At 71.8% G+C, this 24,484-nt stretch carries 18 protein-coding genes; 13 read left to right on the forward strand and 5 right to left on the reverse strand.

Features of this window, described 5'->3' with window-relative positions; translation table 11 throughout:
- Positions 1-193: 193 nt before the first annotated feature.
- The 12 genes from ACFVQ0_RS24195 to ACFVQ0_RS24250 all read left to right on the forward strand — a co-directional run bounded on the left by ACFVQ0_RS24195 (position 194) and on the right by ACFVQ0_RS24250 (position 18,118).
- Positions 194-1,333 (forward strand): zinc-binding dehydrogenase, encoded by a 1,140-nt coding sequence (locus tag ACFVQ0_RS24195; RefSeq protein ID WP_390091249.1) that lies wholly within the window; start codon positions 194-196, stop codon positions 1,331-1,333.
- A gap of 172 nt (positions 1,334-1,505) precedes the next feature.
- A complete protein-coding gene (locus ACFVQ0_RS24200) occupies positions 1,506-3,650 on the forward strand; it encodes an alkaline phosphatase D family protein (protein ID WP_390091251.1) in 2,145 nt (714 codons plus the stop codon).
- A 144-nt stretch (positions 3,651-3,794) separates the two neighbouring features.
- Entirely contained in the window at positions 3,795-4,703 is a 909-nt protein-coding gene (locus tag ACFVQ0_RS24205) for a phosphate/phosphite/phosphonate ABC transporter substrate-binding protein (protein ID WP_390091253.1), read from the forward strand.
- Positions 4,703-5,416, forward strand: coding sequence for a phosphonate ABC transporter ATP-binding protein (locus ACFVQ0_RS24210; protein WP_390091255.1), 714 nt, complete (start codon positions 4,703-4,705; stop codon positions 5,414-5,416). Before ACFVQ0_RS24205 ends, ACFVQ0_RS24210 begins: the two co-directional genes overlap by 1 nt.
- Complete coding sequence (gene phnE / locus ACFVQ0_RS24215; protein WP_390091257.1) at positions 5,413-6,231, forward strand: phosphonate ABC transporter, permease protein PhnE; 819 nt, start codon at positions 5,413-5,415, stop codon at positions 6,229-6,231. Before ACFVQ0_RS24210 ends, phnE begins: the two co-directional genes overlap by 4 nt.
- Before the next feature lie 324 nt (positions 6,232-6,555).
- Positions 6,556-9,411, forward strand: a complete 2,856-nt coding sequence (locus ACFVQ0_RS24220) for a glycoside hydrolase N-terminal domain-containing protein (protein WP_390091259.1) — start codon at positions 6,556-6,558, stop codon at positions 9,409-9,411.
- A gap of 217 nt (positions 9,412-9,628) precedes the next feature.
- Complete coding sequence (gene phnA / locus ACFVQ0_RS24225; protein WP_390091260.1) at positions 9,629-10,993, forward strand: phosphonoacetate hydrolase; 1,365 nt, start codon at positions 9,629-9,631, stop codon at positions 10,991-10,993.
- Between the two features lie 247 nt (positions 10,994-11,240).
- Positions 11,241-11,849 (forward strand): RNA 2',3'-cyclic phosphodiesterase, encoded by a 609-nt coding sequence (gene thpR, locus ACFVQ0_RS24230; RefSeq protein ID WP_390091262.1) that lies wholly within the window; start codon positions 11,241-11,243, stop codon positions 11,847-11,849.
- A gap of 34 nt (positions 11,850-11,883) precedes the next feature.
- Positions 11,884-12,822: an aldo/keto reductase gene (locus tag ACFVQ0_RS24235; RefSeq protein ID WP_390091264.1), complete on the forward strand. Its 939-nt coding sequence runs from the start codon at positions 11,884-11,886 to the stop codon at positions 12,820-12,822.
- Between the two features lie 21 nt (positions 12,823-12,843).
- Positions 12,844-13,194: a MerR family transcriptional regulator gene (locus tag ACFVQ0_RS24240; RefSeq protein WP_390091266.1), complete on the forward strand. Its 351-nt coding sequence runs from the start codon at positions 12,844-12,846 to the stop codon at positions 13,192-13,194.
- Between the two features lie 140 nt (positions 13,195-13,334).
- On the forward strand, positions 13,335-15,767 hold the full coding sequence (locus tag ACFVQ0_RS24245) for a hypothetical protein (RefSeq protein ID WP_390091268.1): 2,433 nt from the start codon (positions 13,335-13,337) through the stop codon (positions 15,765-15,767).
- 128 nt (positions 15,768-15,895) lie between these two features.
- A complete protein-coding gene (locus ACFVQ0_RS24250) occupies positions 15,896-18,118 on the forward strand; it encodes a serine/threonine-protein kinase (protein ID WP_390091270.1) in 2,223 nt (740 codons plus the stop codon).
- A 56-nt stretch (positions 18,119-18,174) separates the two neighbouring features.
- Here ACFVQ0_RS24250 and ACFVQ0_RS24255 read toward each other — a convergent pair whose 3' ends face one another.
- Both ACFVQ0_RS24255 and ACFVQ0_RS24260 read right to left on the reverse strand, forming a co-directional pair.
- On the reverse strand, positions 18,175-18,291 hold the full coding sequence (locus tag ACFVQ0_RS24255) for a 50S ribosomal protein bL37 (RefSeq protein WP_371632074.1): 117 nt from the start codon (positions 18,289-18,291) through the stop codon (positions 18,175-18,177).
- An 84-nt stretch (positions 18,292-18,375) separates the two neighbouring features.
- The gene (locus ACFVQ0_RS24260) at positions 18,376-19,629 is read right to left on the reverse strand and encodes a PP2C family protein-serine/threonine phosphatase (protein WP_390091272.1); all 1,254 of its coding nucleotides are present in this window, start codon (positions 19,627-19,629) and stop codon (positions 18,376-18,378) included.
- 217 nt (positions 19,630-19,846) lie between these two features.
- On the opposite strand from ACFVQ0_RS24260, the gene ACFVQ0_RS24265 reads away from it, so the two are divergent.
- A complete protein-coding gene (locus ACFVQ0_RS24265) occupies positions 19,847-20,800 on the forward strand; it encodes an NADP-dependent oxidoreductase (protein ID WP_390091274.1) in 954 nt (317 codons plus the stop codon).
- Positions 20,801-20,878: 78 nt separating this feature from the next.
- Here ACFVQ0_RS24265 and ACFVQ0_RS24270 read toward each other — a convergent pair whose 3' ends face one another.
- The 3 genes from ACFVQ0_RS24270 to dhbC form a co-directional block, all read right to left on the reverse strand.
- The gene (locus ACFVQ0_RS24270) at positions 20,879-21,511 is read right to left on the reverse strand and encodes an isochorismatase family protein (RefSeq protein WP_390091276.1); all 633 of its coding nucleotides are present in this window, start codon (positions 21,509-21,511) and stop codon (positions 20,879-20,881) included.
- Positions 21,512-21,590: 79 nt separating this feature from the next.
- Entirely contained in the window at positions 21,591-23,228 is a 1,638-nt protein-coding gene (locus tag ACFVQ0_RS24275) for a (2,3-dihydroxybenzoyl)adenylate synthase (protein ID WP_390091278.1), read from the reverse strand.
- Positions 23,225-24,430, reverse strand: coding sequence for an isochorismate synthase DhbC (gene dhbC, locus ACFVQ0_RS24280; protein WP_390091280.1), 1,206 nt, complete (start codon positions 24,428-24,430; stop codon positions 23,225-23,227). Before dhbC ends, ACFVQ0_RS24275 begins: the two co-directional genes overlap by 4 nt.
- Positions 24,431-24,484 lie beyond the last annotated feature (54 nt).

Raw genomic sequence — 24,484 nt, forward strand, 5'->3', positions numbered from 1 at the left:
GCAGTTCGGCCGGTCGTGCGGCCCGGTGCGGGCCCGGTGCGCCCGGCTGCGGACCGGTCGCGACCGGCTGGGTGTCGTCGGTGAACGGGCTCTGCATCCTCTGTTCATCCAGAGTTTCGCTCCAGCCGCGGAAAAGCTGTCTATACAGGTTGTCTACGCACTGGCCATGACCGTGACGGATTGGGTTGAAGCGATGCCTGGGACCATCTCCGACGAATTTCTCGACGTCCGCTACGCCCGCTGGGACGGGGTCGGCCTGCCGTTCACGCTGGTGACCACCACCACTCCCGGGGCGCCGGGGGAAGGCGAGGTGCTGGTACGCATCGACCTGGCCACGGTGTGCGGCAGCGATCTGCACACCGTGAACGGCAGGCGGGCGTCCCCGGTTCCGGCGCTGCTGGGGCACGAACAGGTGGGCACCGTGCTGGCGGTGGGCCCCGGAGCGCCGTCCTGCGTGGACGGGACTCCGGTTGTGCCGGGGCAGCGGGTGGTGTGGTCGGTCACCGCCTCCTGCGGTACGTGTCCGCGCTGTCTGCGCGGGCACCCGCAGAAGTGCCGGGACCTGCGGAAGTACGGGCATGAGCCGCTGGATGAACAGGCCCCCCTGACCGGCGGGTTCGCCACTCACTGCGTGCTGCTGCCGGGGACCGCCGTCGTCGCCGTACCCGAGGGGCTGCCGAACGCGGTCGCCGCGCCGGCGTCCTGCGCGACCGCCACCGTGGCCGCAGCCATCGCGGCCGCCGGCCCGCTGGACGGGCGCGAGGTGCTGATCACCGGCGCGGGCATGCTCGGTCTCACCGCGATGGCGATGGCCGCCCTCGGGGGCGCCCGTGTGACCGCCGTCGATCCGTCCCCGGCCCGGCGGGCGCGCGCCGGAGGGTTCGGTGCCGCCCGGGTGCTGGACATCGACGAACCGCCGGGCCGGGCCGACATCGCCCTTGAGCTGTCGGGCAGCACGGACGCGGTCCGGATGTGCCTGTCCGCCCTGGACATCGGCGGGACCGCCGTGCTGGCCGGCTCGGTCTCCCCGGCGGAGACCGTCCCTGTCGACCCCGAGTGGCTGGTACGCGGGCTGCGTACGGTCACCGGCGTACACAACTACCGGCCCGCGGACCTCGACGCGGCGGTCGCGTTCCTCGCCGCCCGGCACGCCGCCCACCCCTTCGCCGAGCTGGTGGAAGGGGCTCATTCGCTGGCGGAACTCGACGCGGCCGTGCGGGCCGCCGGGGGAGCGGACGCCCCGCGCCAGGCCGTTCTGCCGGGCCTGCGCCGAACCGGCCTCCACCCGCGACGGCCCGGCGCGGACCGCCTGACCCCGGCGCGGAAGGCGTGACTTCCGGCACGGGTGAACATCGCACTGCATGTCAATGGTTCGCATGAACTCCGAATGACTTGTCGATACAAGCTATTGCCGCCCGTCGCTCGCTCTGTCAGCGTCTGCGGCACGAGCCCGGAACGGGCACCCCACAGCTCGGTCCCGAGATCACGTTCCGAAGGAGACACACATGCCGGACAACGGCCTGGACAGACGGAAGATACTGACGGGCGGCGTCGCCGCGGCTCTCACGGCCGGTGTCGCCGGACCGGCTTCCGCCGCCGTCGCCGCACCCCGCGCCGCGGACGACACCGCCCCGCTGCGTGCCGCCGTCCTGGAGTACGAGGACCCCTGGACCAAGGCCCTGGGCCTGGCCGAACTGCTGCGTACCGCGGGCTTCGAGGTCGTACCGCTCGACCTGACGCTGCCGGCCGACGAGCAGCCGCGACAGGTCGACCTGATCGCGTTCGGCACCTTCACCAACAACAGCGACGACTACCTCGACTACGTCGCGGAGCAGGCCGACTCGCTGCGCCGGTTCACCGCCGGCCACCGGGTCGTGCTGGACCTGGCACAGTCCGACCAGTACGGCGCCGCCGTGGCCTACCTGCCCAGCGGTGTGTCCGCCGTGCGCACCGACGCCGACTACGACACGATCCACCCGGTCGACGCCGCGCACCCGCTCGTCAAGGGGCTGCGCGTCAGCAACGGCCGGCTGTTCACCGGCCGGAACGCCAGCCCCCGGGTGAGCTACGAGACGGTCCAGCAGTGGAGCGGGATGCGGGTCCTGATGGCCTGTTCCGCCTCCGGGTTCCCGCCCGCGCTGCTGGAGGGCCAGTTCGGGGCGGGCCGGTTCCTCGTCACCAGCCTGACCGTGGACAAGATCCGCGACAGCGCGGGCGCCGTCGTGCAGCCCACCGACGCGGTGGCGGACAGCGTGGCGTTCTTCACCGCGCTGGCCGGCTACGTCGCGTCGGTGCGCGGCGGCACGGCTCCCACCGTGGTGCCGACGCCGATGCCGCCCGAGCAGCCGGTCGGGCCGATGGTCGGCCACACCGAACCGGGCAGCGCCCGGATCTGGGCCCGCCCCGGCCTCGACCCCTCGCTCCACTCCCGCTGGAACTGCGCCTACCGGGAGCTGGGCGGGAAGCGGGCCAAGCCCTGGCGCACCGTCACCACCGCCGTGGAGCCCGGCAACGACAACACGCTGATCGCCCAACTGCGCGGCCTGGTACCCGATACGGCGTACGAGTTCGCCCTCACCCCGGTCAGGGAAGCGGCCGGCTTCACGCCGATGACCGGATCCTTCACCACCTCGCCCGACCCGGACCGGCCCTGCGTGGTCACGATGGGGATGGGCTCGTGCGGTCCGTCCGTGCCCGACCACGTCTGGACGGCGATCATGGATGAGGGCTGCGACAGCTTCGTCATGCTCGGCGACACCCCGTACGTCGACAGCGCCGATCTGGAGGTGGCCCGCCGGAAGCACCGTACGTTCCTGGTGCAGCCGGAGATCTCCCGGCTGATCTCCTCCATGCCGGTCTGGGCCACCTGGGACGACCACGACTTCGGCGGCAACGACTTCCACGGCGACTACAGGAGCAAGCGGCAGAACCGCACGGCGTTCGTCAACTACCGTGCCAACCCCACTTTCGGGCAGACCGCGGACGGGAAGATCCTCAAGGAGAGAACGGACGGCGAGGGTGTCTATACATCCTTCCGCCGGGGTCCGATCGAGGTCTTCCTGCTGGACCCGCGCTGGTTCAGCCGTACCGCGCCGAGCTGGGCCGACAGCACCCGGGTGACCTGTCTGGGCACGGTGCAGTGGGACTGGCTCCGCGAGCGACTGAGCAGGAGCACGGCCCCGTTCAAGGCCATCGCCACCGGGATGATCTGGGACGACAAGGAGAACGCCGAGAAGGACGACTGGGCCACCTACTCCTACGAGCGGGACGCCATCTACGACTTCATCGCCACCGAGAAGATCCCGGGCTGCTTCCTGATCGGCGGCGACATCCACGTCTCCCGTGCCCTGAGCTACGGCCCCCGCGTCGGCTACGACCTGTGGCAGTTCATCGTCAGCCCCATGCACGACAGCACCATCCCGAGCCTCAACGTGCCCAGCCCCTACCTGGTGCACAGCGCCGTCGAGCCGCACGTCTTCCTCAAGCTGGTCGCGGACACGACGCTCGACATGCCGACCCTCACGGCGACCTGGATCAACCGCGAGGGTGAGCGGCTCTTCGAGGTGACCCGCACCGCTGCCGAACTCGGTCACATCCCCTCTGCCCCTCGGTCGGGCGGGACGGACAACTCCCCGCCGACTCACGGATGAACAGTTGGCAACCTGTCGATACAAGTGTTGACCGGGGTGGCTGTGCCTGAAACGTTGGCCACAGCCGCCACGGCGCATGACTCCCCCCACCCCCTCGCACCGCCACTTCCTTCCCCCGCGCTGCCCTCGAACCCGGAGTTCACCGTGCTCGTCCGCCCTTTCGTCCTCGCCACCTCGCTCGCCGTTGTCTCCGCACTGTCCCTGACCGCCTGCGGCGGCAGTTCGGACGCGGCCGAGTCCGCCGACTGCCCCGGCGGCAGGATCCGCTTCGGTGTGGAGCCCTTCGAGGACCCCGCCAAGCTCACCCCGGCCGCCGAGGTCCTCGCCGACGCCCTGAGCGAAAGCCTGGACTGCGAGGTGGAGCTGACCATCACGGAGGACTACTCCGCCGAGGTCCTCGCCATGGAGAACGGCAAGCTCGACATCGCCATGTTCGGCCCCCTCGGCTATGTCTTCGCCAGTGGGCGGGCCAAGGCGGAGGCCATCGCGTCCTTCGGTGACGGCAAGGGAAAGGTGTCCAGCTACACGGCCGGTATCTGGGTGCCGAAGGACTCCGCCGTCAAGTCGGTCGCGGACCTCAAGGGCCACTCCCTCGCGCTGGCGTCCGTGGGCTCCACGTCGGGCGACGCACTGCCGCGCCAGGCGATGCTCGACGCGGGCCTGAAGAAGGACGACGTCAAGGTCAACTACGCCGGAGGCCACCCGGAGGCGCTGCTCGCCCTGGCCAAGGGCACGGTCGACGCCGCCGAGATCAACTCCCAGCAGCTGGCCGGTGCCACCGCCGCCGGCACCTTCGACGCCGCCGACTTCCGCGAGATCTGGGGATCGGACCCCATCCCGAACGACCCGATCACCGTGCGCGGCGACCTCGACGCGGAGTTCAAGAAGGCCGTCACCGACGCCCTGCTGAAGCTGCCGCCGGACAAGGTCGGCAAGATCGGCGCCCTCCTCGACGTCGACCCGCCGGCGCCGCTGACCGCCGTGGACAAGTCCACGTACCAGCCGCTGTTCGACCTGGCAGCCGCCCTGAACCTGACCGAGAAGGACGTCTGATGCTCGCCCTCTCGGGGATCACCGTGCGCTACGGGGAGCGGCAGGTGCTGCACGGGGTGGACGTCGACGTCGCCGGGGGCGAGCTGCTCGCCGTACTCGGGGCCAACGGCTCCGGTAAGTCGACCCTGCTGCGGGCCGCCGCCGGCCTGGAACCGATGGCGGCGGGCAGCGTCAGCATCGACGGGAAGCCGTGCACACCGCTGGACACCGCCGTGGTCTTCCAGCACATCCATCTGGTGCGCCGGCGCACCGTCCTGGAGAACGTGTGTGCCGGCGCCCTCGGCCGGCTGCGGCTGCGGCACTCGCTCCTTCCCGCCCTGTTCCCGCGCGCTCTGCGGGAGGAGGCGATGGCCTGCCTGGACCGGGTGGGCCTCGCCGACCGGGCGCACGACCGCGCGGGCAGCCTCTCCGGCGGCCAGCAGCAGCGCGTCGCGGTGGCCCGTGCCCTGTGCCAGCGCCCCCGCGTGCTGCTGGCCGACGAACCGGTGTCCGCGCTCGACCCGGCCGCGTCCGAGCAGGTGCTCGCGCTGCTGGCCGAGCTCGCCCATGACGCGGGCCTGGCCGTCCTCGCCGTCCTGCACCAGCCCTCGCTCGCCGCCCGCTACGCCGACCGCGTGGTCGGCCTGCGAAGCGGCCGGGTGATCCTGGACGGGCCGCCCGGCCAGAACGTGGACGCCCTGTACGGGACCGCGACCGCGGAGGCTGTCTCATGACCGAGCTCAACGAGATCCGGAGGCTTCCCGTCCCGGCGAAGCCCGCCCGGCCGCGGGCCACCGCCGTGGGGGCCGTGGTCGCCGCCGTCGTGGTCACCGTCCACGTCATCGCGTGGAACACCACCGAGATGTCCTTCGGCGCGCTGGCCGAGGGCTGGGGCGGCATCGCGGACTTCCTGGGTGACGCGATCCCGCCCGACCTGAGCTGGGGCGTCCTGAGGCCCAGCCTCGACGGCGCTCTGGTCACGCTGTGGATCGGGCTGCTCGGCACGACCTTGTCCGTGCCGTTCTCGCTGCTCCTGGCGCTGCTCGCGGCGCGCGGGACCGCCCCCTCCGCAGGGGTCTACCAGGCCGCGCGTTCCCTGCTGTCGTTCCTGCGCGCCGTGCCCGACGTGGTCTTCGCCCTCATCTTCGTCACCGCCGTCGGACTCGGACCCTTTCCCGGTGTCCTGGCGTTGCTCCTCCACAACATCGGTGTGATGGGCAAACTGTGGGCGGAGGCGCTGGAGGACGCCGACCCCGGCCCCGTGCAGGCCCTTCGCTCGGCGGGGGCGGGCAGGATCCAGGTCGCGGCGCACGCGCTGCTGCCGTCCGTGACACCCCAGCTGATCGGACTGCTGCTGTACCGGCTCGACGTCAATGTGCGGGCGTCTCTGGTGCTGGGACTCGTCGGCGCGGGCGGGATCGGCTTCCTGATCAACCAGTCGATCAAACTGTTCCAGTTCGACGAGATGCTGACCCACATCCTGGTCGTGCTGGTCCTGATCATCGCCGTCGACCGGCTGTCGGCATGGGTGCGGCAGCGGCTGGCCTGACCGCCGGTCAGGGCGCTCGGACGCCAGGGACACCATCATCGAAATCAGATAGGAAAGTGATGAGGTGATGGTTGACCAGATCATTCACCCCGTCAAGGCCTCCCTGGCAGCAAATACCTGCGTACTACGTGCGCGTCATCGGTGCCCGACTCCTGGTCCCCGGCTCGTCGCCAGTGAGGCAATCGGCGGAGAATCATATAGGAAACTTTGGTCGAAGGGATTGACAGGGCGTGCTGCTGCCGCTGCACTTCTGCCGAGGCGCCGCCTCGCAGCCGCCTCGCCCCCACGATTCGAGCACCGCTGCCCCAGAAGGAGCCGCAGTCCATGTCCCCTCGAACGCCCGCCCAGCACCCCGCCCAGGACGAGACCGGAATGTCGCGTCGCGGCCTGCTGCGCGCCGCCGCGTCGATGACCGCGCTGGTCGCACTGTCGTCACTGCCCGAGTTCACCAACGGGGCCGCTGCCGTATCGCGCCCCGACGCCCTGTCGCTCGTACCGGAGGGGGAGGCGCTGACCCTCCGGTACTCCCGGCCGGGCGACGAGAACCGGCTGACGGAGGAGGGCCTGCCCATCGGGAACGGCCGGCTGGGGGCGCTCGTGACCGGCGACCCCTCGCGCGACACGGTCGTTCTGGCGGACGCGACGCTGTGGACCGGTCACGCCAACGCCGCCCTCCAGTCGGACGGGCAGTTCCCTTACGGCACGGGCGACTTCGGTACGTTCGGGATGCTGGCCAGGACGGTGCTGGAGATCCCGGCCCACGGCCTCGGGACGGTCAGCGACTACCGCCGGACGCTGGACATGAGCAACGGCCTGGTGACCGCCTCGTACCGGACGGGCGGTGTCACCTACCGGCGCGAGGTCTTCTCCAGCCACCCCGACGACGCGGTGGTGATCCGGCTGACGCAGAGCGGCGGCGGCTCGTACACGGGGTCCCTGGCCCTGTCCGGGACCCGGGGCGAGACCGTCTCGGCGAACCCCGGCGCCGCGGAGGTGTCGTTCTCGGCGGCGCTGCCGAACACCCTGAAGTACGCCACCGTGGTGAAGGCGGCCGGGACCGGCGGCACCGTGTCGGCGTCGGGCGCGAAGGTGACGTTCAGTGGCTGCACCGAAGTGGTCCTGATCGTCTCGGGCGGCACCAACTACAAGGCCGACGCGGCCGTGGAGTACAAGGACGCGTCGCTCGTGCCGTTGGATGTCGCCCGCGCCGGGGCGTCGCGGGCGGCGGCGGCCACCGGCACGGCACTGCTCGCCACACACGTAGCCGACTTCCAGCGTCTGCAGCAGCGGATGGCCGTGGACCTGGGTACGTCGTCGGCCGCGCAGCGGGCGATGGACACGCCGGAGCGGCTCGCGGCACGGGCCGCCGCCGGCTCCGCGCCCGACCCGGAACTTGAGGCGTCCTACCTGCAGTTCGGCCGCTATCTGACGGTGTGCGGGTCCCGCGGCGGCCTCCCCACCAACCTCCAGGGCCTCTGGATCGACACCAACGCTCCGTCCTGGATGAGCGACTACCACAGCGACATCAACGTCCAGATGAACTACTGGCTGCCCGACCGTGCCGGACTGCCCGAGTGCTTCGACGCGTTCACCGAGTACTGCCTCGCCCAGCTGCCCGGCTGGCAGGCGGCCACCGAGAACCTCTTCCAGGACTCCCGTAACCGCTTCCGCAACACCTCGGGCAAGGTGGCGGGCTGGACCCTGGGCATCTCCACCAACATCTGGGGCGGCAACGGCTGGTGGTGGCACCCGGCGGGCAATGCGTGGATGTGCAACTCCCTGTACGAGCACTACGAGTACACCCAGGACGATGCTCATCTCGCCAGGATCTACCCGCTGCTCAAGGGGGCCTGCGAGTTCTGGGAGTCGCGTCTGGTCACCGCGACCGTGCCCGACCACGCGAACGGCGGAACGAGGGAGGTCCTCGTCGACGACCACGACTGGTCGCCGGAACACGGGCCGCAGGACGCACGCGGGATCACCTACGCGCAGGAGCTGGTCCGGCAGCTCTTCGCGAACTACCGGGCCGCGGCCGCCGCCCTGGGCAAGGACGCCGCCTACGCCTCCACCGTCTCCGCGCTCCAGGACCGGCTGTACCTGCCCGAGGTGAGCGCCACCAGCGGCTGGCTGGAGGAGTGGATGAGCGACGACAACCTCGGCGAGACGACGCACCGCCACCTGTCCCCGCTCGCCGGGCTCTTCCCCGGCGACCGCATCACCGTCGAGGACTCACCGGCCGAGCTCGTCATGGCGGCGACGAAACTGCTTGAGGCGCGCGGCATGGCGAGCTTCGGCTGGGCCAGCGCCTGGCGGGCCATCTGCTGGGCGAAGCTCAAGCACGCGGACCTGGCGTACGAACTCGTCCTCGATGTGCTGCGGCCGTCGGTGAACTTCAGCAACGGCAGCGCGATCAACATGTTCGACATGTACAGCTTCGGCAGCAGCTCCGTGTTCCAGATCGACGCCAACTTCGGCACGCCCGTGGCGATGATCCAGATGCTGGTGCAGTCCCGTCCCGGACGGGTGGAGCTGCTGCCTGCCCTCCCGCGAGCCTGGGCCGCCGCCGGGTCCATCACCGGAGTCGGGGTGCGCGGGGGCTTCACGCTCGATATGCGATGGAAGGACGGCCAGGTCACGGAGGCGACACTGCGGGGCGCGGCGGGCAGATCCACCGATGTCGTCTTCGGGGAGTGGAGCAGCCGCGTCACGATCCCCGCCGCCGGGTCCGTCACGGTCGCGCCGCCCGCCCAGACCTCCGTCTTCCAACTGGTCAACCGCCGGTCCGGCAAGGCGGTCGACGTTGCCGGAGCCTCCACCGCCAACGGCACCGGACTGATCCAGTACACCCCGAGCTCTGCCGTGAACCAGCAGTTCCGGTTCATCCCGGTGGGCTCGGGGCAGTACGAGATCTACACCACGCACGGCAGCACACCCATGGTCTGGGCGGTCTGGGGCGGCGTCTCCGAGGCCGGCGCGAAGATCACCCAGTGGACTCCGGAGCACAGCACCAGCCAGCGCTGGACGGTCGCCGACGCGGGCGACGGCTACGTCACGATCACCTGCGTCCGCAGCGGCAAGGTCCTCGGCACAGCCGACGGCTCGACGGCCAACGGCGCGTTGATCGAGCAGCAGGAAGCCGACGGCGGCACGGGCCAGCAGTGGCGGCGCGTCGGCCGGTGAACTGACGACGGCTCACCGCGCGGCAGCCCGACGGCCCGGCTCCCGCAGCCGGACCGTCGGGCTGTCCCGCGGACCCGAGCCGGCCGGGAGTGCGGGAACGACGCCGGACGGGCCATGGGGGCGATAGCCGGAAGGCGGGTTCCTCGTGGCCGCTCCTGCGGGCACGCACAAGGAGCAGCGGGATTTCGGCCACGCCACACGCAGCAAGGAGCTCTTCGTGACATCAGGGACGTTCGGCGTCAACGGCAGGACCTACGCGAAACCGCACCGGCCCGTGGTGGTGATCTGCATCGACGGCAGCGAGCCCGACTACCACATCGAGGCGATGGCGGCCGGACGCATGCCCTGGCTGACCGAGGTGCTCGAAGGAGGAGACGGCACGTCGTGGCCCGCCCACTGCGCGATGCCCGCCCTGACCAATCCGAACAACGTGTCCATCGCCACCGGCTGCCCGCCGGCCGTGCACGGGATCAGCGGCAACTACATCTTCGACACCGAGCTCGGTGAGGAGGTGCTGATGAACGACAAGCGGTTCCTGCGGGTCCCCACCGTCTTCGGAGCGGCGAACGAGGCCGGCCTCGACGTGGTCGTCGTCACCGCCAAGGACAAGCTCCGCAGGCTGCTCGGCGCCGGGCTCGTCGAGGACGGGCCCTCGCCCGACGGCTCCGGCGAGTTCACCGCACCGTCCCGCCGCGGCATCTGCTTCTCCGCGGAGAAGGCCGACTTGGCCACCGTCGAGGACAACGGCATCGGCCAGGTGCTCGAACTCGTCGGCATGCCGCTGCCGAGCGTCTACTCCGCAGAGCTCAGCGAATTCGCCCTGGCCGCGGGTGTACGGATCATGGAGACCCGGGGCGCCGACCTGATGTACCTGTCGCTGTCGGACTACATCCAGCACAAGAACGCGCCCGGCACCAAGGCGGCCAACGACCTGTACGAGAAGATCGACCACTACGCCGGCCGGCTGGCCGAACTCGGCGCGACCGTCGTCCTGACGGCTGATCACGGCATGAGCGCCAAGACGGACGACGCGGGCGTGGCACGGGTCGTCTACGTCGAGGAGGAGGTCCGCGCGATTCTCCGGATCGCAGAGGACGCCCAGCCGGACGGCCTGCGGGTCATTCTCCCGATCACCGACCCGTACACCGTGCACCACGGCGCCCTCGGCTCCTTCGCGAGCGTGTACCTGCCGGCCGGGGCCGTGCGCGCCTCCACCATCGAAGCGCTGCGGGCCATCGAGGGGGTGCAGGAGGTGTACGGCCGTGAGGAGGCCGCGGAGCGCTACGCCCTGCCCGCCGACCGCATCGGTGACATCGTGGTCCTCGCGGAGTCCGGTACCGCGCTCGGCCGGTACCCCTCCTGGCACGACCTCAGCGGGCTCGACGCGCCGCTGCGGTCCCACGGTGCGCTGGGCGAACTCCAGGTCCCGTTCCTGATCAACCGGCGTCCGGCGCGGCCCGCGCCGCTGGACAAGCCGTTCGGCGAGCCCGCCCGCGTCCACAACTACGACGCCTTCTGGGTCGCCACCACGCTGGTCGCCGAGGCCGCCCAGCAGGAGAGGGGCTCGGCCGAGACCGACTGACGCAACGACGACGTGGCCACAGCCGGGAGGATCCGGACGTGTCCCGGACGCGGTCACACCGGGAAGGGGAACCGGCCCACTCAGGAGGCCCACCCGGCGACGGCCTCCCCGGCGGGAGGGCAGATCCCACCGGGTGCCGCCCAGGCGCCCGTCCGCTTCCACCGCACCGGCGACAACGGCTTCCCACTGGTGACCGACCGGTTCCGGCTTTCGCCACAACCGGTCAGCATGCGGTACGAAGTCCGGTGTGAACGAACAGACTCAGCCCACGACCGTTCGCGTGTTCATCGCCCTGGCCCCGCCCGACCAGGCGAAAGACGAACTCGCGCGGGAACTCCGCCCCGCCTACGAGACGCACCCCCACATGCGGTGGAACCGCATCGAGGACTGGCACATCACCCTGGCGTTCCTCGGGGAGCTCCCCGTCTCCACGGTCCCGCTCCTGCGCCCGCCGCTGGCCGGTCTCGCGGCGGCCCGCCGGCCCCTCTCGCTGGCACTGCGCGGCAGCGGGACGTTCGACGACCGGGTGCTGTGGAGCGGCATCGACGGGGACCTGGACGGGCTGCGGACACTCGCCACCGACGTACGCGCCCTGGTCAGGGAGTGCGGTGTCGCCTTCGAGGACCGGCCCCTGCGACCGCACCTCACGCTGGCCCGCGCGCGCCGGGACGACCGGTCCTCGACGGCGGAGATCGCCGCCCGGCTCGAAGGATTCACCGGCAGCCCGTGGCCGGCGAGACGTCTGCACCTGGTCGGCAGCAACGCCGGCCGGGGCTCCGTACCGATCCGCTACCGCGACATCGAGGCGTGGGCCCTCGGGGGCGAGGCACAGAACCTTTCCCGGAAATGCACTTGACCTGGAGCGCACTCCAGATCCGAGAGTGGAGGACATGAACACCACAGCTCCTCAGATCGTCCTCGGAACCATGGACTTCGGCACCCGCGTCGCCCCCGAACAGGCCTTCGCGATCCTCGACGCCTTCGTCGCGGGCGGCGGTGTCTGGCTCGACACCGCGAACTGCTACTCCTTCTGGGCCGACCCCAGCGGCGTCGGCGGCGCCAGCGAGCGCGTCATCGGCGCATGGCTCCGGGCCCGCCCCGGCGCTCGCGACGCGGTGCGCATCGCCACGAAGGTCCGGCAGAACCCGCTCGTCGCGCACTCCTGGCCGCAGAGCGCCGAAGGGCTCTCCGCCGACGCCGTCCGCACCGGAGCGCAGGAGAGCCTCGGGCGTCTCGGGGTCGACCACGTCGACATGCTCTGGGCCCACGCGGAGGACCGGAGCGTGCCGTTGGAGGAGACGGTCGGCGCCTTCGGCGAACTGGTCGCCAAGGGAACGGCGCTACGGGTCGGCGCGGCGAACCACGCTGCATGGCGGGTCGAGCGCGCCCGGTCCCTCGCACGCGAGCAGGGCGTGGAACCGTGGACGGCCCTCCAGCTGCGCCACTCGCTCCTCCAGCCCCGCCCCCTGACCCCGCTCGCGGAGGCCGGTCACCGCCTGCTCACCGCGGACGACCTGGACCTGGCGCGGGAGCAGGGGCTCACCGTGTGGTCGTACACCGCGCTGATGTGGGGTTCCTACGTACGCGCGGACAAGCCGCTGCCGCAGACCTACGATCACCCCGGCACCACCCGGGTGCTCTCGGTCCTGGCCGAGACGGCCGACGACGTCTCGGCATCGCGGAATCAGGTCGTCCTCGCCTGGCTGATGCGGCAGGGCATCGACCCCATCGTCGGCGTGAGCCGGGTCGAGCAGATCGAGCAGGCACTCGCCGCACGCGAGGTGCGGCTCGGTGACGACCACGTGGAGCGCTTCGCCCAGGCGCGATAGCAGCAGCCGGAAAGAGAGTCCATGACCGCCGCCCTCACCCCCGCGACAGCCGCGGAGCGCACCGGCGTCTCCATCGACACCCTGCGCTACTACGAACGCGAGGGGCTCATCGGCCCGATCCGGCGCTCCGCCGGCGGGCGCCGCGAGTACACCGACGACGACGTCTTCTGGATCGGCCTGGTCACCTGCTTCCGCGAGGCCGGTCTCGGCATCGCGGACCTGCGGGGGTTCGTCACCATCCTGCGCGCCGAGCACTCCGCGCAGGACCGGATCGCCTTCCTGCGCGGGCACCGTGCCGAGCTGGACCGGCGGGTGACGGCGCTGCGCCGGGCCATGGAGGTCCTCGACGGGAAGATCGCCTACTACAGCTGAGCTATCGCGGCTGAGAACGAAGCGGCTGAGCACGAAGGGGACGGCGCCGGTCTTGGTCCGTGCAACCAATGGAGTGGCGGCGCGGGGACTCGAAGGATGGCATACGTCTGCGATCTTATTATTTACGTACTTTGCTCGATATGAGTCTGAGGCTGAGCCTGAGGGCATTCCGCGCGACGCGTACCGGTACCAGACGTACTCCGGCGAGACGGTGGGCCGCCACCGGGCTGGGCGTGCTCGGCCTGGCGGCCGCCGGCCTCGGCCTGCCGGGGCAGACGGCCGCCGCGCAAGCCGTGGGCGTACCACTGATCGACGAGACGTTCACAGGAGCGGACGCGCAGGCGGGGTTCGAGGCGTTCGGGCCCGCGTGTCTGACCGGTGCCCCACAGGCCCCGGCCGCCGGGCCGGGGACGCATCCGCTCGCGGGATGTCCCGCCGGGGCGACCGGGCCGGTGCCACCGGACAACGCGGCACCGAAGGGCTACCTGCGCCTGACCGACGCGTCGAACGACCAGTCGGCAGCGGTCCTCTACAACCACGCACTCCCCGCCAACCAGGGGCTGGTCACCAGCTTCGAGCAGTGGCAGTACGGCGGAACGACCAACCCTCCCGCCGACGGAATCTCCTTCTTCCTCATCGACGGCGCGGCGTCACTGACCTCGCCGGGAGCTTTCGGCGGCAGCCTCGGTTACGCGCAGAAGCTGCCCGACGACAATCCGGGCGCGACATTCCTGCCGGGCGTCAACCGCGGCTATCTCGGGGTCGGTCTGGATGTCCTCGGCAACTACTTCGGGGACTGGGAGCACCGCGGCAACGGCTGTGCCACCCGGTCACCGGCCGGCACCTCGTTCCGTATCCCCGCGCCGGGGCAGAACATGGTGACGCTGCGGGGGCCGGGGGACGGCACAGAGGGGTACTGCTTCCTCGACGCCACCACCAGCAACCACTCGACGACCGGGCCCTGGCCCTCCACCCTGCCGGGGCAGCTGCACGGGCCCACGACCTCGATCCCGCCCGGCTCCACCCCGGACGAGGCGGAGGCCCTGCTGGAGCCGTCGCGCCGCACCGTGACCGTGGAGATCTCGCCGTCCCCCGATCCGGTGATCACGGTGTCCATCGATTTCCATGACGGCGACGGCAGCCGGCAGGTGCTCTCGGTTCCGGCCCCGCAACCCGTGCCGGACACGTACAAGTTCGGCTTCGCCGCGTCGACCGGACTCTTCACCGACGTCCACCTGATCCGCAACCTCACGGTCCACCCGGCCGCCGCGCTGCCCCGGCTCAACCTCGTCAAGCAGGTTTCCCAGGAGCCGCCGCCGCCCTCCCCGCTGACCCCGGGCAACCGGGTCCCCTACGAGTACGTGGTCACCAACAGCGGCAACGTCCCGCTGACCGACCTGAACGTGACCGACGACCGGGTCACCGACATCACCTGCCCCAAGACCACGCTCGGTGTGGGCGAGACGATGACCTGTACCGGTACGTACACCGTCACCGACGCCGACGGCGCGGCGGGCTCCGTCACCAACACCGCCACCGCACAGGGCAAGGACGGTGATACCCCGGTCGTCTCACCGCCCGACGACGTCACGCTGCCGGTCCGGGCCGGGCCCGGTGTGCGGCTGGAGAAGTCGGCCGACGACACCCGGGTGTACCGGGCGGGCGACGAGGTGACGTACACCTACACCGTCACCAACACGGGGCCCCAGCGACTGACCGGGGTCGGTGTCACCGATGACCGGGTGAGCGAGGTGACCTGCGATGCCACGACGCTGGCGCCCGCCGGGCAGGCAGGTGACAGCACCACCTGCACCGGCACCTACACCGTCACGGACGAGGACGCGGCGCAGGGTTCCGTCACCAACACCGCCACCGCGCAGGGACAGGCCGGTGAGACCCCGGTCGTCTCGGAGCCCGACGATGTCACCGTGGTCGTCGGCTCCGAGCTGAGCCTTCGCCTGGAGAAGTCGGCCGACGACACCCGGGTGTACCGGGTGGGTGACGAAGTGACGTACACCTATACCGTCACCAATACGGGCGACACTCCGCTGACGGACATCGCGGTCACGGACGATCTCGTACCGGACGTCACCTGCCGGTCCACCACCCTCGCGCCGGGGGCGACCACCACCTGCACCGGTACCTACACCGTCACCGAGGCGGACGCGGCCCGCGGCACCGTCATCAACGTGGCCGCCGCACGCGGTGAGGCCGGCGGAACCGAGGTCACCTCGCCACCCGACGACGTCACGCTCCCGGTCAAGGGCAAGGAACCGTGCCACGGCAAGGACTGCCACAAGCCGCATCCGTGCCACGGCAAGCACTGCCACAAGCCGCATCCGTGCCATGGCAAGGACTGCCACAAGCCCACCCCCGCCCCGACGCCGACGCACACCTCAAGTCCCGCGCCGCACCCGCGGCCGGGTCACGACACCCACCGCCCCGGCGGCCACCTCGCCGATACCGGCACGGGAGCCTCGCTCCTGGCCGCCGGTGCCGGTCTCGCGGGCGCCGGTCTGCTGCTGAAGGCCGCACTGACGGTGCGCTCCCGTCGTACCAGGACCCGGCTGTGAAACAGCTCTGAGCTCCCCTTTCGTCCCCCGCTTTGTTCCGGCGGACCGCCTTGCGACTAGTTTGTGTGCAGCACAGGTACGCAGGCCCGTGGTGGCAGAGGTGCACGGGGGACGGGAGGTCGGGGAGAGTGTCGCTTCGCGGAGGTGATCCAGCCGAGATCGGCGGCTATCCGCTGGAGGCGCGGCTCGGCTCGGGTGGCATGGGCACGGTCTTTCTCGGCCGTACCAGTTCGGGGCGGCCCGTCGCCATCAAGCTGATCCACCAGCAGTACGCCGGGGACGACGAGTTCCGCATCCGCTTCCGGCAGGAGGTGGCGGCGGCCAGGCGGGTGAGCGGCGCGTTCACCGCCGCCGTGGTCGACGCCGCCCCGGAGGCCGAGCAGCCGTGGATGGCGACGACCTACATCGAGGGTCACACGCTCGCCCAGCACATCGCGGAGAAGGGCCCGCTGAACGGCGCGGAGCTGAGGCTGCTCGCCATCGGGCTGGCCGAGGCGCTGCGCGACATCCACCGGGTGGGCGTCGTCCACCGTGACCTGAAGCCCTCCAACGTCGTGCTCTCGCCCGAAGGCCCGCGCGTCATCGACTTCGGCATCTCGCGCGCCGCGGACCAGCAGACGCTGACCATGACGGGGCGGGTCATCGGGACGCCGCCCTTCATGTCGCCGGAACAGCTCCAGGCCCCGCGCGGGGTCGGGCCGCGCTCCGACGTCTTCTCGCTGGGGACACTGCTGGTGTACTCGGCGACGGGACACGGGCCCTTCGACGCGGACAGCCCGTACATGACGGCGTATCAGGTGGTGCACGAGGAGCCTTCGCTCGGCGCCGTGCCGGCGGCCCTGCGCGCCGTCGTCGAATCGTGCCTGGGCAAGGACCCGGAGGGGCGCCCCTCGGCGGACGAGCTCCTCGTGCTGCTGCGGGACCTGCCCGCCGATCTCGGTGGCACCGAGGCGGCCGGGGCCGGCGTGGGCCGCACCCGCGACATGATCACCCAGCACCACCTCGCGACGCGTGACACGGGGGCGCCGTCCGGTCCCAAGGGCCCCGGTACCGGCAGCCCCGTCGCCCGCCGGCTGCGCCGCAACTGGCGCCCCGTGCTCGCGGCCGCCGTCGCGGTCGCGGCGATCGGCGGGGGAGCCGCCACACTGAACGCGGGCGGCTTCGGCACCGACAGCGAGGACGACAGGGGCACCACCGTCGCGGCGCCGGGTGCGGCCCTTCCGGCCGGCTTCCGGCCGTGGCGCAGGACGGTGCCGAGCGGTGGCGCGAACATCCCGGACGAGATGCGGTGCGTCTCGCGCGGTGAGGCGCTGTTCTGCGGTGGTGGCGGCGTCGTCGCGGCCCGCGTCCGGGTCCAGGACGGCTCGCGGGTGTGGACGGCGAAGAGCCCGGGGGTGCCCGTCCAGGGCATGCACCTGGTCGGCGCCACCGACGACACGGTGCTCGGATACCGCTTCGCGGCCCAGGACGCCCCGCAGGGCCCGCCCCGCGAGGTGGTGGCCCTCGACGCGGACAGCGGCCGCGAGCTGTGGTCCGTACCCACCGGCGCCCAGTCGACGGCCGTCACGGGCCGTACTCAGGACGCGGTCGTGTCCGGCTCCGCCGTGGTGACGGTCGACGCGTCCAACTCCCGCTTCGAGGCCCGGGACGCGCACAGCGGGCAGACCGTCTGGACGACGCGGTTCCCCTCGGGTACGCAGTGCGCCCCCGTCCAGGCCGGCCCGCGCCTGATGGCGATGTGCGCGACGAACACGGAGGTGGACGCCCTGGAGGTGCGCCACCCCACCCTGTACACGGTCGACCGGGCCTCGGGGACGCTGGGCAGGCCCATCGACGTCAACGGCCCGGCCGTTCCGATGGGTGTCGCCGACGGCGGGCTCGTACTCCTCCAGGAGCGCAGGGAAGGCCCGGAGACGGCCGGCTACCGGGGCGTGGCGCGGGTCGACCCGCGTTCGCGGAAGGTCACGTACTCCCCGCTGGCCGGTACGTACGCGGGAACGCCCGGCATGGCCGGCGGCGCCCTCTACGTGAGCGGGCAGACCGGGCTCATCACCGCGTTCGACCCCGCCACCGGCCGGAAGAAGTGGTCGCGGCAGACGAACGTGGAGGGCGCCTCGGGGCCAGTCGCGGGAGCCGGCAGGCTGTACTTCAGCTCGGCCACCGGGCGGGTCGTCGCGCTGTCACCGTCCGACGGCAAGGCCCTGTGGTCGACGGACCCGCAGGCCGACGGCCTCACCGGCGAGGTGGGCGCGGACCCTCGGGTGACCCTCGTGGGGCGGGCGCTGGTCGTTGCCGCGGACAAGAACACCCTCTTCGCCTTCGACGCGGAGCACCCGCCGAAGTCGGGCTGAGAAACGGCTCCGGGGGTGGCACGCGCACGTGCCACCCCCGGAGCCCCGGCCCGCTCTCAGGTCTGCGGACGGCTGCCGTGGTTCGCGCTGTTCTTGCGGCGGGCCTTCTTCTTGCGACGTCGCTTCGAGGACATGGATATCTCCTTGATCTGCCGTTCTGCCTCAGTATCCAACGGATTGCGGTCCGCTGCGATCGCTGTGCCCCTACCCACGGAAACGGTGTCAAACATCCGGTGTGCCCGTGACCGGCCGGCCGGTCAGGAGAGGGGCGGCCGCCACTCGAACATGAGGATCGTCGCGTCGTCCCGCAGCCCCGTGCTGCCGGAGTCCAGGATCGCGTGGATGAGCCGGCGCAGCGTCTCCGGCGCCAGCTCACCGGCCGCGGAGGCCCGCACGACGTAGTCGACGAAGCGCTCCAGGCCGAACTCGGTGCCGTTGCGCATCCGGGACTCCGTCGCCCCGTCCGTGTACAGCAGAACCCGGTCCCCGGGCTCCAGTGAGACGCTGTGCACCTGGCGAGTGGCGGGGCTCAGCGTGGACAGCAGTCCCATCGGCGGTTCCGGGTCGCGTTCCATCGCGCCCGGCACCAGCGTCTGCCCCCGGATCAGCAGCGGGGCGGGGTGCCCGCAGTTGCTCCAGCGCAGCACTCCGCCGGCCAGGTCCAGCTGGAGCAGCACGCCTGTGCAGAACTGATCGGGCAGCCAGGTGGCCAGTGCCGTATCGACGCTCTCGACGAGGTGCGGCAGGTCGGCACCGGTGCGGCGGGCGTTGCGGCAGGTGGCGAGGGAGACGGCCGTGGTGAGCCCGGAGGCGAGATTGTGCCCCATGGAATCGAGGATCGCGGCGTGCAGGGTCGTCTCCGTCAGCGCGTGATCGAACGCGTCCCCGCCGATCTCGTAGGCGGGTTCCAGCACCGCCGTCGAGACGACCGACGCCGTGCCGATCGTCCGGGGCGGCAGGAACGCCCGCAGCATCTCGGCCGGCAGCCGCATCGGTTCGGTCCGGGTGCGCCGCACGAAGCTGTCCTTGTAGGAGCGCTTCGAAGTGATCATCATGGCGAGCAGCGAGGCCAGCGTGCGGGCGCGGCGCAGAGTGACCGGGTCCAGGCCGGGGGAGTGCACGGCGACGACCCCGAGCCGTTCCGCCCCGTCCAGGAGGGGCAGCCAGGCGATCAGCTCCCCGGCGCCGGAGTCCTCGACCCGCAGGGACTGAGTGCGGTAGGCCCAGCCCGCCAGGGAGCCGTCGACGGGGAGCTGGGAGGTGCTGAGGGTCAACGGGACCAGTAGGCGCTGCTGGAGGTCGGCGAGATAGACCACGGACTGCCGCAGCCCCAGCGCCTCCGAGCAGCGCGCGGCGGCGGTGGCCAGGTCGAGCGTCGAGTTGGCCGGATCGGCGAGGAACTCGCCCAGCAGGCCGTCAGCGGCCTCGGAGGACCACACGTCAGCTCCCTTCGCCGCGATCGCGGGACGGCCCGCGTCCCGCGAGGCCGGCGGACGCGGGCGATGCGCCACGTGCATGATTCTGGTGGGACATTCCCCGGTCCGCACACGCGGCGCCGCTGTTCGGAGGAGCGGCACCGCACCTGCGGCGCCCGGCCGAGGCAGTGGTGCGGGTACCGGTCGCGTACCTTGGCGACTGTTCTCGCGGAGTCCCGCCATCACCGGCCGGGGCAGCCCTGACCAGGGCGGTTCGGGCGGCCGCGACAGTGGGTCGAGATCGGAGCGCACGATGAAGGCAGTCCGTTTCAGCCGGTTCGGAGGCCCGGAGGTCCTGGAGATCGTGGATCTCCCCGACCCGCGCCCGGGTCCCGGGCAGGTCCGGATCGCCGTGCGCGCGGCAGGCGTCAACGCCAGTGACTGGAAGAAGCGCCAGGGGCTGATGGATCAGGAGCTCCCGCAGACCATGGGTTACGAGGCCGCGGGCATCGTCGACGAGCTCGGCGCGGGCGTCGTGGACGTGGCCGTCGGTGACCGGGTGTTCGGCTTCTGCGCCGACGGGGTGGCCCAGGCGGAGCTGGCGGTGCTGTCCTCCTGGGCGCCGGTCCCGCCGTCGCTCGGCTTCGCCGCTGCCGCCGCACTGCCGGCCGCCGTCGAGACGGCCACGCGTGCGCTCGACCAGCTGGGTGTGGGGGAGGGGCCCGCAGCCGGGGCAGGACGGGGGGACGGCGGCACGCTGCTCATCAGCGGCGCGTCCGGAAGCGTCGGCGGCGCCGCCGTACAGCTCGCCGTGGTGCGCGGCGCACGCGTGATCGGCACCGCGAGTCCGGCGAACCACGCGTATCTGCGCTCGCTGGGGGCCGAGCCGGTCGCCTACGGAGAGGGCCTCGCAGACCGGGTTCGGGCGCTCGCGCCGGACGGCGTCGACCTCGCGCTCGACGTCGCCGGGAGCGGTGTCCTGCCCGAGCTGATCGAGCTGGCGGGCGGCGCCGGGAACGTCGTGACGCTCGCGGACTTCGTGGGCGCGCGGGAACACGGGGTGCGGTTCAGCAGCGGGGACGCCGGACGCGCGCTGCACGCGCTCGGCGGGATCGGCGAGTTGATCGAGTCCGGGCGCTTCGCCCTCCCGGTCGCGGAGACCTTCCCGCTCACCGAGGTCGCGGCGGCGCACCGGGCCGGGGAGCGCGGCCACGCACGCGGGAAGCTCGTGCTGCTGGTCGACGGCCCGGCGTCCGGCGCCCAGTGACACGCACACCGGGCTGTCCGGCGTCGCCGGACAGCCCGACGACGCCGGCACGCGGCCGTAGCGGCCCGGCCGCCGCTTTCAGGCCCCTTCGAACACGGCTCCGGTGCTGGTGACGACGGCGCACTTCCCGGCCGCCCAGCGCAGCGCCATCGCATGGTCCTCGGCGGAGAAGTCGGCCACCGCGTCGGCCACCACGAAGGCCTGGATGTCCTGCATCCAGGCGTCGCACGCGGTCATCAGGACGCCGATGTGGGCGTAGACGCCGGTGATGACGATCTGGTCCCGGCCCTGTTCGCGCAGCCGCTCCAGCAGGTCGGTGCGGACGAAGCCGCTGTACTTCCACTTGGTGAGCACCGCGTCGTCCTCGTCGGGTGCGATGTCGTCCGCGATGGCGGCGGCGTGCGGGTCGTCGGGCAGTCCGGGACCCCAGAAGTCCTGTTGCAGTCCGCGCTCGTCGGGGCTCTGCCCGCCGGGCTGCGCGGTGTACAGCACGGGTACGCGGAGCCGCTTCGCCTCCTTCCTCAACTGGGCCACATGCGCCAGCAGTTCGGGGACGGGCGAGGACCGGCGGTCGTAGGCCGACAGGAAGTAGTTCTGCAGATCGTGGACGAGGAGTACCGCACGCGCGGGATCGACGGTCCACTCGACCCGGTTGGCGGGCAGTCGCCCGGCGCTCGGCATGGGGTACGGGGCGATGGCGGGCAGGGCCATGGTGCTGGGTTCCGTTCAGGTTCGTGAGGGTGCGTCAGGTGAGTCAGGTGTGTCAGGTCCGCTGGGTCCGCTGGGTCCGTCAGGTTCGGGGGAGGAGGGCCGGGGCGGCGGCCGCGGCGGTCCGCAGGTCCTTCTTGGAGATCTTCCCGACGCCCGTCTGCGGGAACGTCTCCACGAACTCGACCCGGTCCGGCACCTTGTACGCGGCCAGCCCCCGTTCCCGTACGAACCGTTTGATGTCCACCGGCTTCACCGGGCCCTCGCCGGGGTGCAGGATCACGTACGCGCAGACGCGTTCGCCCAGATACGGGTCGGGCTCGGCCACCACATTGGCGTCGTGCACGGACGGGTGGGCGAGGAGGTGGTTCTCCACCTCCTCGGCGGCGACCTTCTCGCCGCCCCGGTTGATCTGGTCCTTTGCGCGTCCCTCGACGACGAGGTGCCCGCTCCCGGTGAGGCGGACCACGTCGCCCGTGCGGTAGAAGCCGTCCTCGGTGAACGAGCGGGCGTTGTGCTCCGGGGCCCGCCAGTAGCCGCGGATCGTGTAGGGGCCGCGTGTCAGCAGGTGGCCCGTCTCGCCCGGGGCGACCTCGCGGTCCTCGTCGTCCACGACCAGGACCTCGTCGTCCGGCGAGATGGGCCGCCCCTGTGTGGTGACGATCGTCTCGACCGGGTCGTCCAGCCGGGTGTAGTTGACCAGCCCCTCGGCCATCCCGAAGACCTGCTGGAGGGTGCAGCCGAGCGCCGGGCGGACCCGTCGCGCCGCCTCCTCGCTGAACTTGGCGCCACCCACCAGCAGGACGGCCAGGCTGCTGAGGTCGTGCGGGGTGGTGGTGGCGGCCCGGGTCCACAGCAGGGCGAGCGGGGGGACCAGGCCGGTGATGGTGACCTTCTCCCGTTCGATCAGCGGGAAGGCGGCCTCCGGAGAGGGCCGGGGGCACAGCACCACGCGGCCTCCGGCGTAGAGGGTGCCGAGTGAACCGGGTGAGGACAGTGGGAAGTTGTGTGCCGCGGGCAGCGCGCAGAGGTAGACGCTCGTCTCGTCGACGCCGCAGATCTCGTTGGAGCCGCGCAGCGAGTAGATGTAGTCGTCGTGGGTGCGCGGAATCAGCTTCGGGACGCCGGTGCTGCCACCGGAGAGCTGGAGGAACGCCAGCTCGTCGGGGCGCGGGGAGCCGTAGCCGACCGGATTCTCGCCGACCTCCGACAGCGCCTCGAACTCGCCCGGGTCCCCGGCCGCGACGAACACGTGCCGCAGCGTGCCGGCCCCGGCACGGACCTTCGCCGCCAGTTCCCGGTAGTCGTAGCCTTCGTGCTCGGCCGCGATGACGTACGCGACCGCCTCGGTGAACTCGCAGAAGTACGAGATCTCCGTCTCGCGGTGGGCGGGCAGGGCGAAGACGGGCAGCGCGCCGATCCGGAACAGCGCGAAGACGACCTCGAAGAACTCCGCGATATTGGGCAGTTGCACCACCACCCGGTCGCCCTTGGTGATGTTCCGGGCGAGGAGGCCCGCGGCCAGCCGGTCGGCGCGCCGGTCCAGTTCCCCGTAGCTCCAGCGCGTTCCGGCGACCGGATCGACCACGGCGATCCGGTCCGGGTGCGCCTCGGCGCGCTCCCGGAGCATGGAGCCGAACGTCTCTCCGCGCCACCAGCCGGCCCGCCGGTACCGCTCGGCGAATTCGGCCGGCCAGGTGGGTGCGTCGTGCGGGCTCACAGCTCGGCCCCCACAGCGCCGAGGAACGTACGGAACTTGGCCGCCGTCTCCTCGGTCTCCGCCTCCGGCTCGGACGCGGCCACGATGCCGGCGCCCGCGTAGAGGCGCAGCGTGCGCTCCTCGGCCTCGGCGCAGCGGATCGTGACGACCCACTCGCCGTCGCCCCCGGCGTCGCCCCAGCCCACCACTCCGGTGAAGAAGCCCCGGTCGAACGGCTCGGTCTCCGCGATGACCTGACGGGCCGTCGCCGTGGGTGTGCCGCACACCGCGGGTGTCGGGTGCAGGGCGCAGGCGAGCGCAAGGGCCGAGATGCCGGGGGAGGAGAGCGTGCCGGTCACCGTGGTGGACAGGTGCCACATGGTGGCGGTGCGGATCAGGGTCGGCCGGGCCGGGACGGTCAGCTCGGCGCAGTGCGGGGCGAGGGCCTGGTGGACGGCGTCCACGACGACGGCGTGCTCGTGCAGGTCCTTCACGGACTCCAGCAGGGTGGCGGCGCGGCGGACGTCCTCGGCCAGGTCGCTGCTGCGGGGGGTGGACCCGGCGAGCGGATTGGCGACGACCTGCTGCCCGTGCCGGGAGACCAGCAGCTCGGGACTGGCGCCGATGAGGGTACGGCCCGGAGCCGTGGGCAGCGCGAAGGTGTAGCCGACCGGGTCGCGGCGGGCCAGCCGCTGGAGCATCGCGGGCAGGTCCAGCGGTGCGGAGGAGGTGAGTTCGAGGGTGCGGGCGAGCACCACCTTGCTGAATTCGCCGCGCCACATGCGCTCCACGGCGGCGGCGACGCCCGCTCCGTAGACCTCGGGTCCCGGCACCGGGCGTATCCGCCAGTCCGCGGTTCCGGGGACGCCGGCGGGCAGGGCGATCAGCGGGTCGGACGCGAGCGGCGGCGCGATCCGCAGCTCCGCCGGCACGCCGAGGGCGGCGGGTGCCTCGTGGTCGAACGGGACGGCGCCGATGACCACCGGCGATTCCTGCCCGGCCGCACGGGCCTCGGCCAGGGTCGCGGTCACCCGCTCGTCGAGCGGCCGTCTGTCGTGCGGCACGGGGCGCGCCGCACCGGAGGCCAGCAGGGTGCGGCCGGGAGTGGCGAGGAAACGGTCACCGGGCCGGTAGCCGTCCAGCAACGAGGTGGCCGCGCCTACGGCCGGGTGGGCCGGATCGGCCGGGGGTACGTGCGTGGCGACCTGGGATGCCGTCGGCACAGGGACTCCATTCTCGATGTTCCGTCAGTGGGGGGTACGTACGGTCGGGGCGCG

It is taken from the genome of Streptomyces sp. NPDC057900 (assembly GCF_042887885.1).
Lineage (GTDB): Bacteria > Actinomycetota > Actinomycetes > Streptomycetales > Streptomycetaceae > Streptomyces.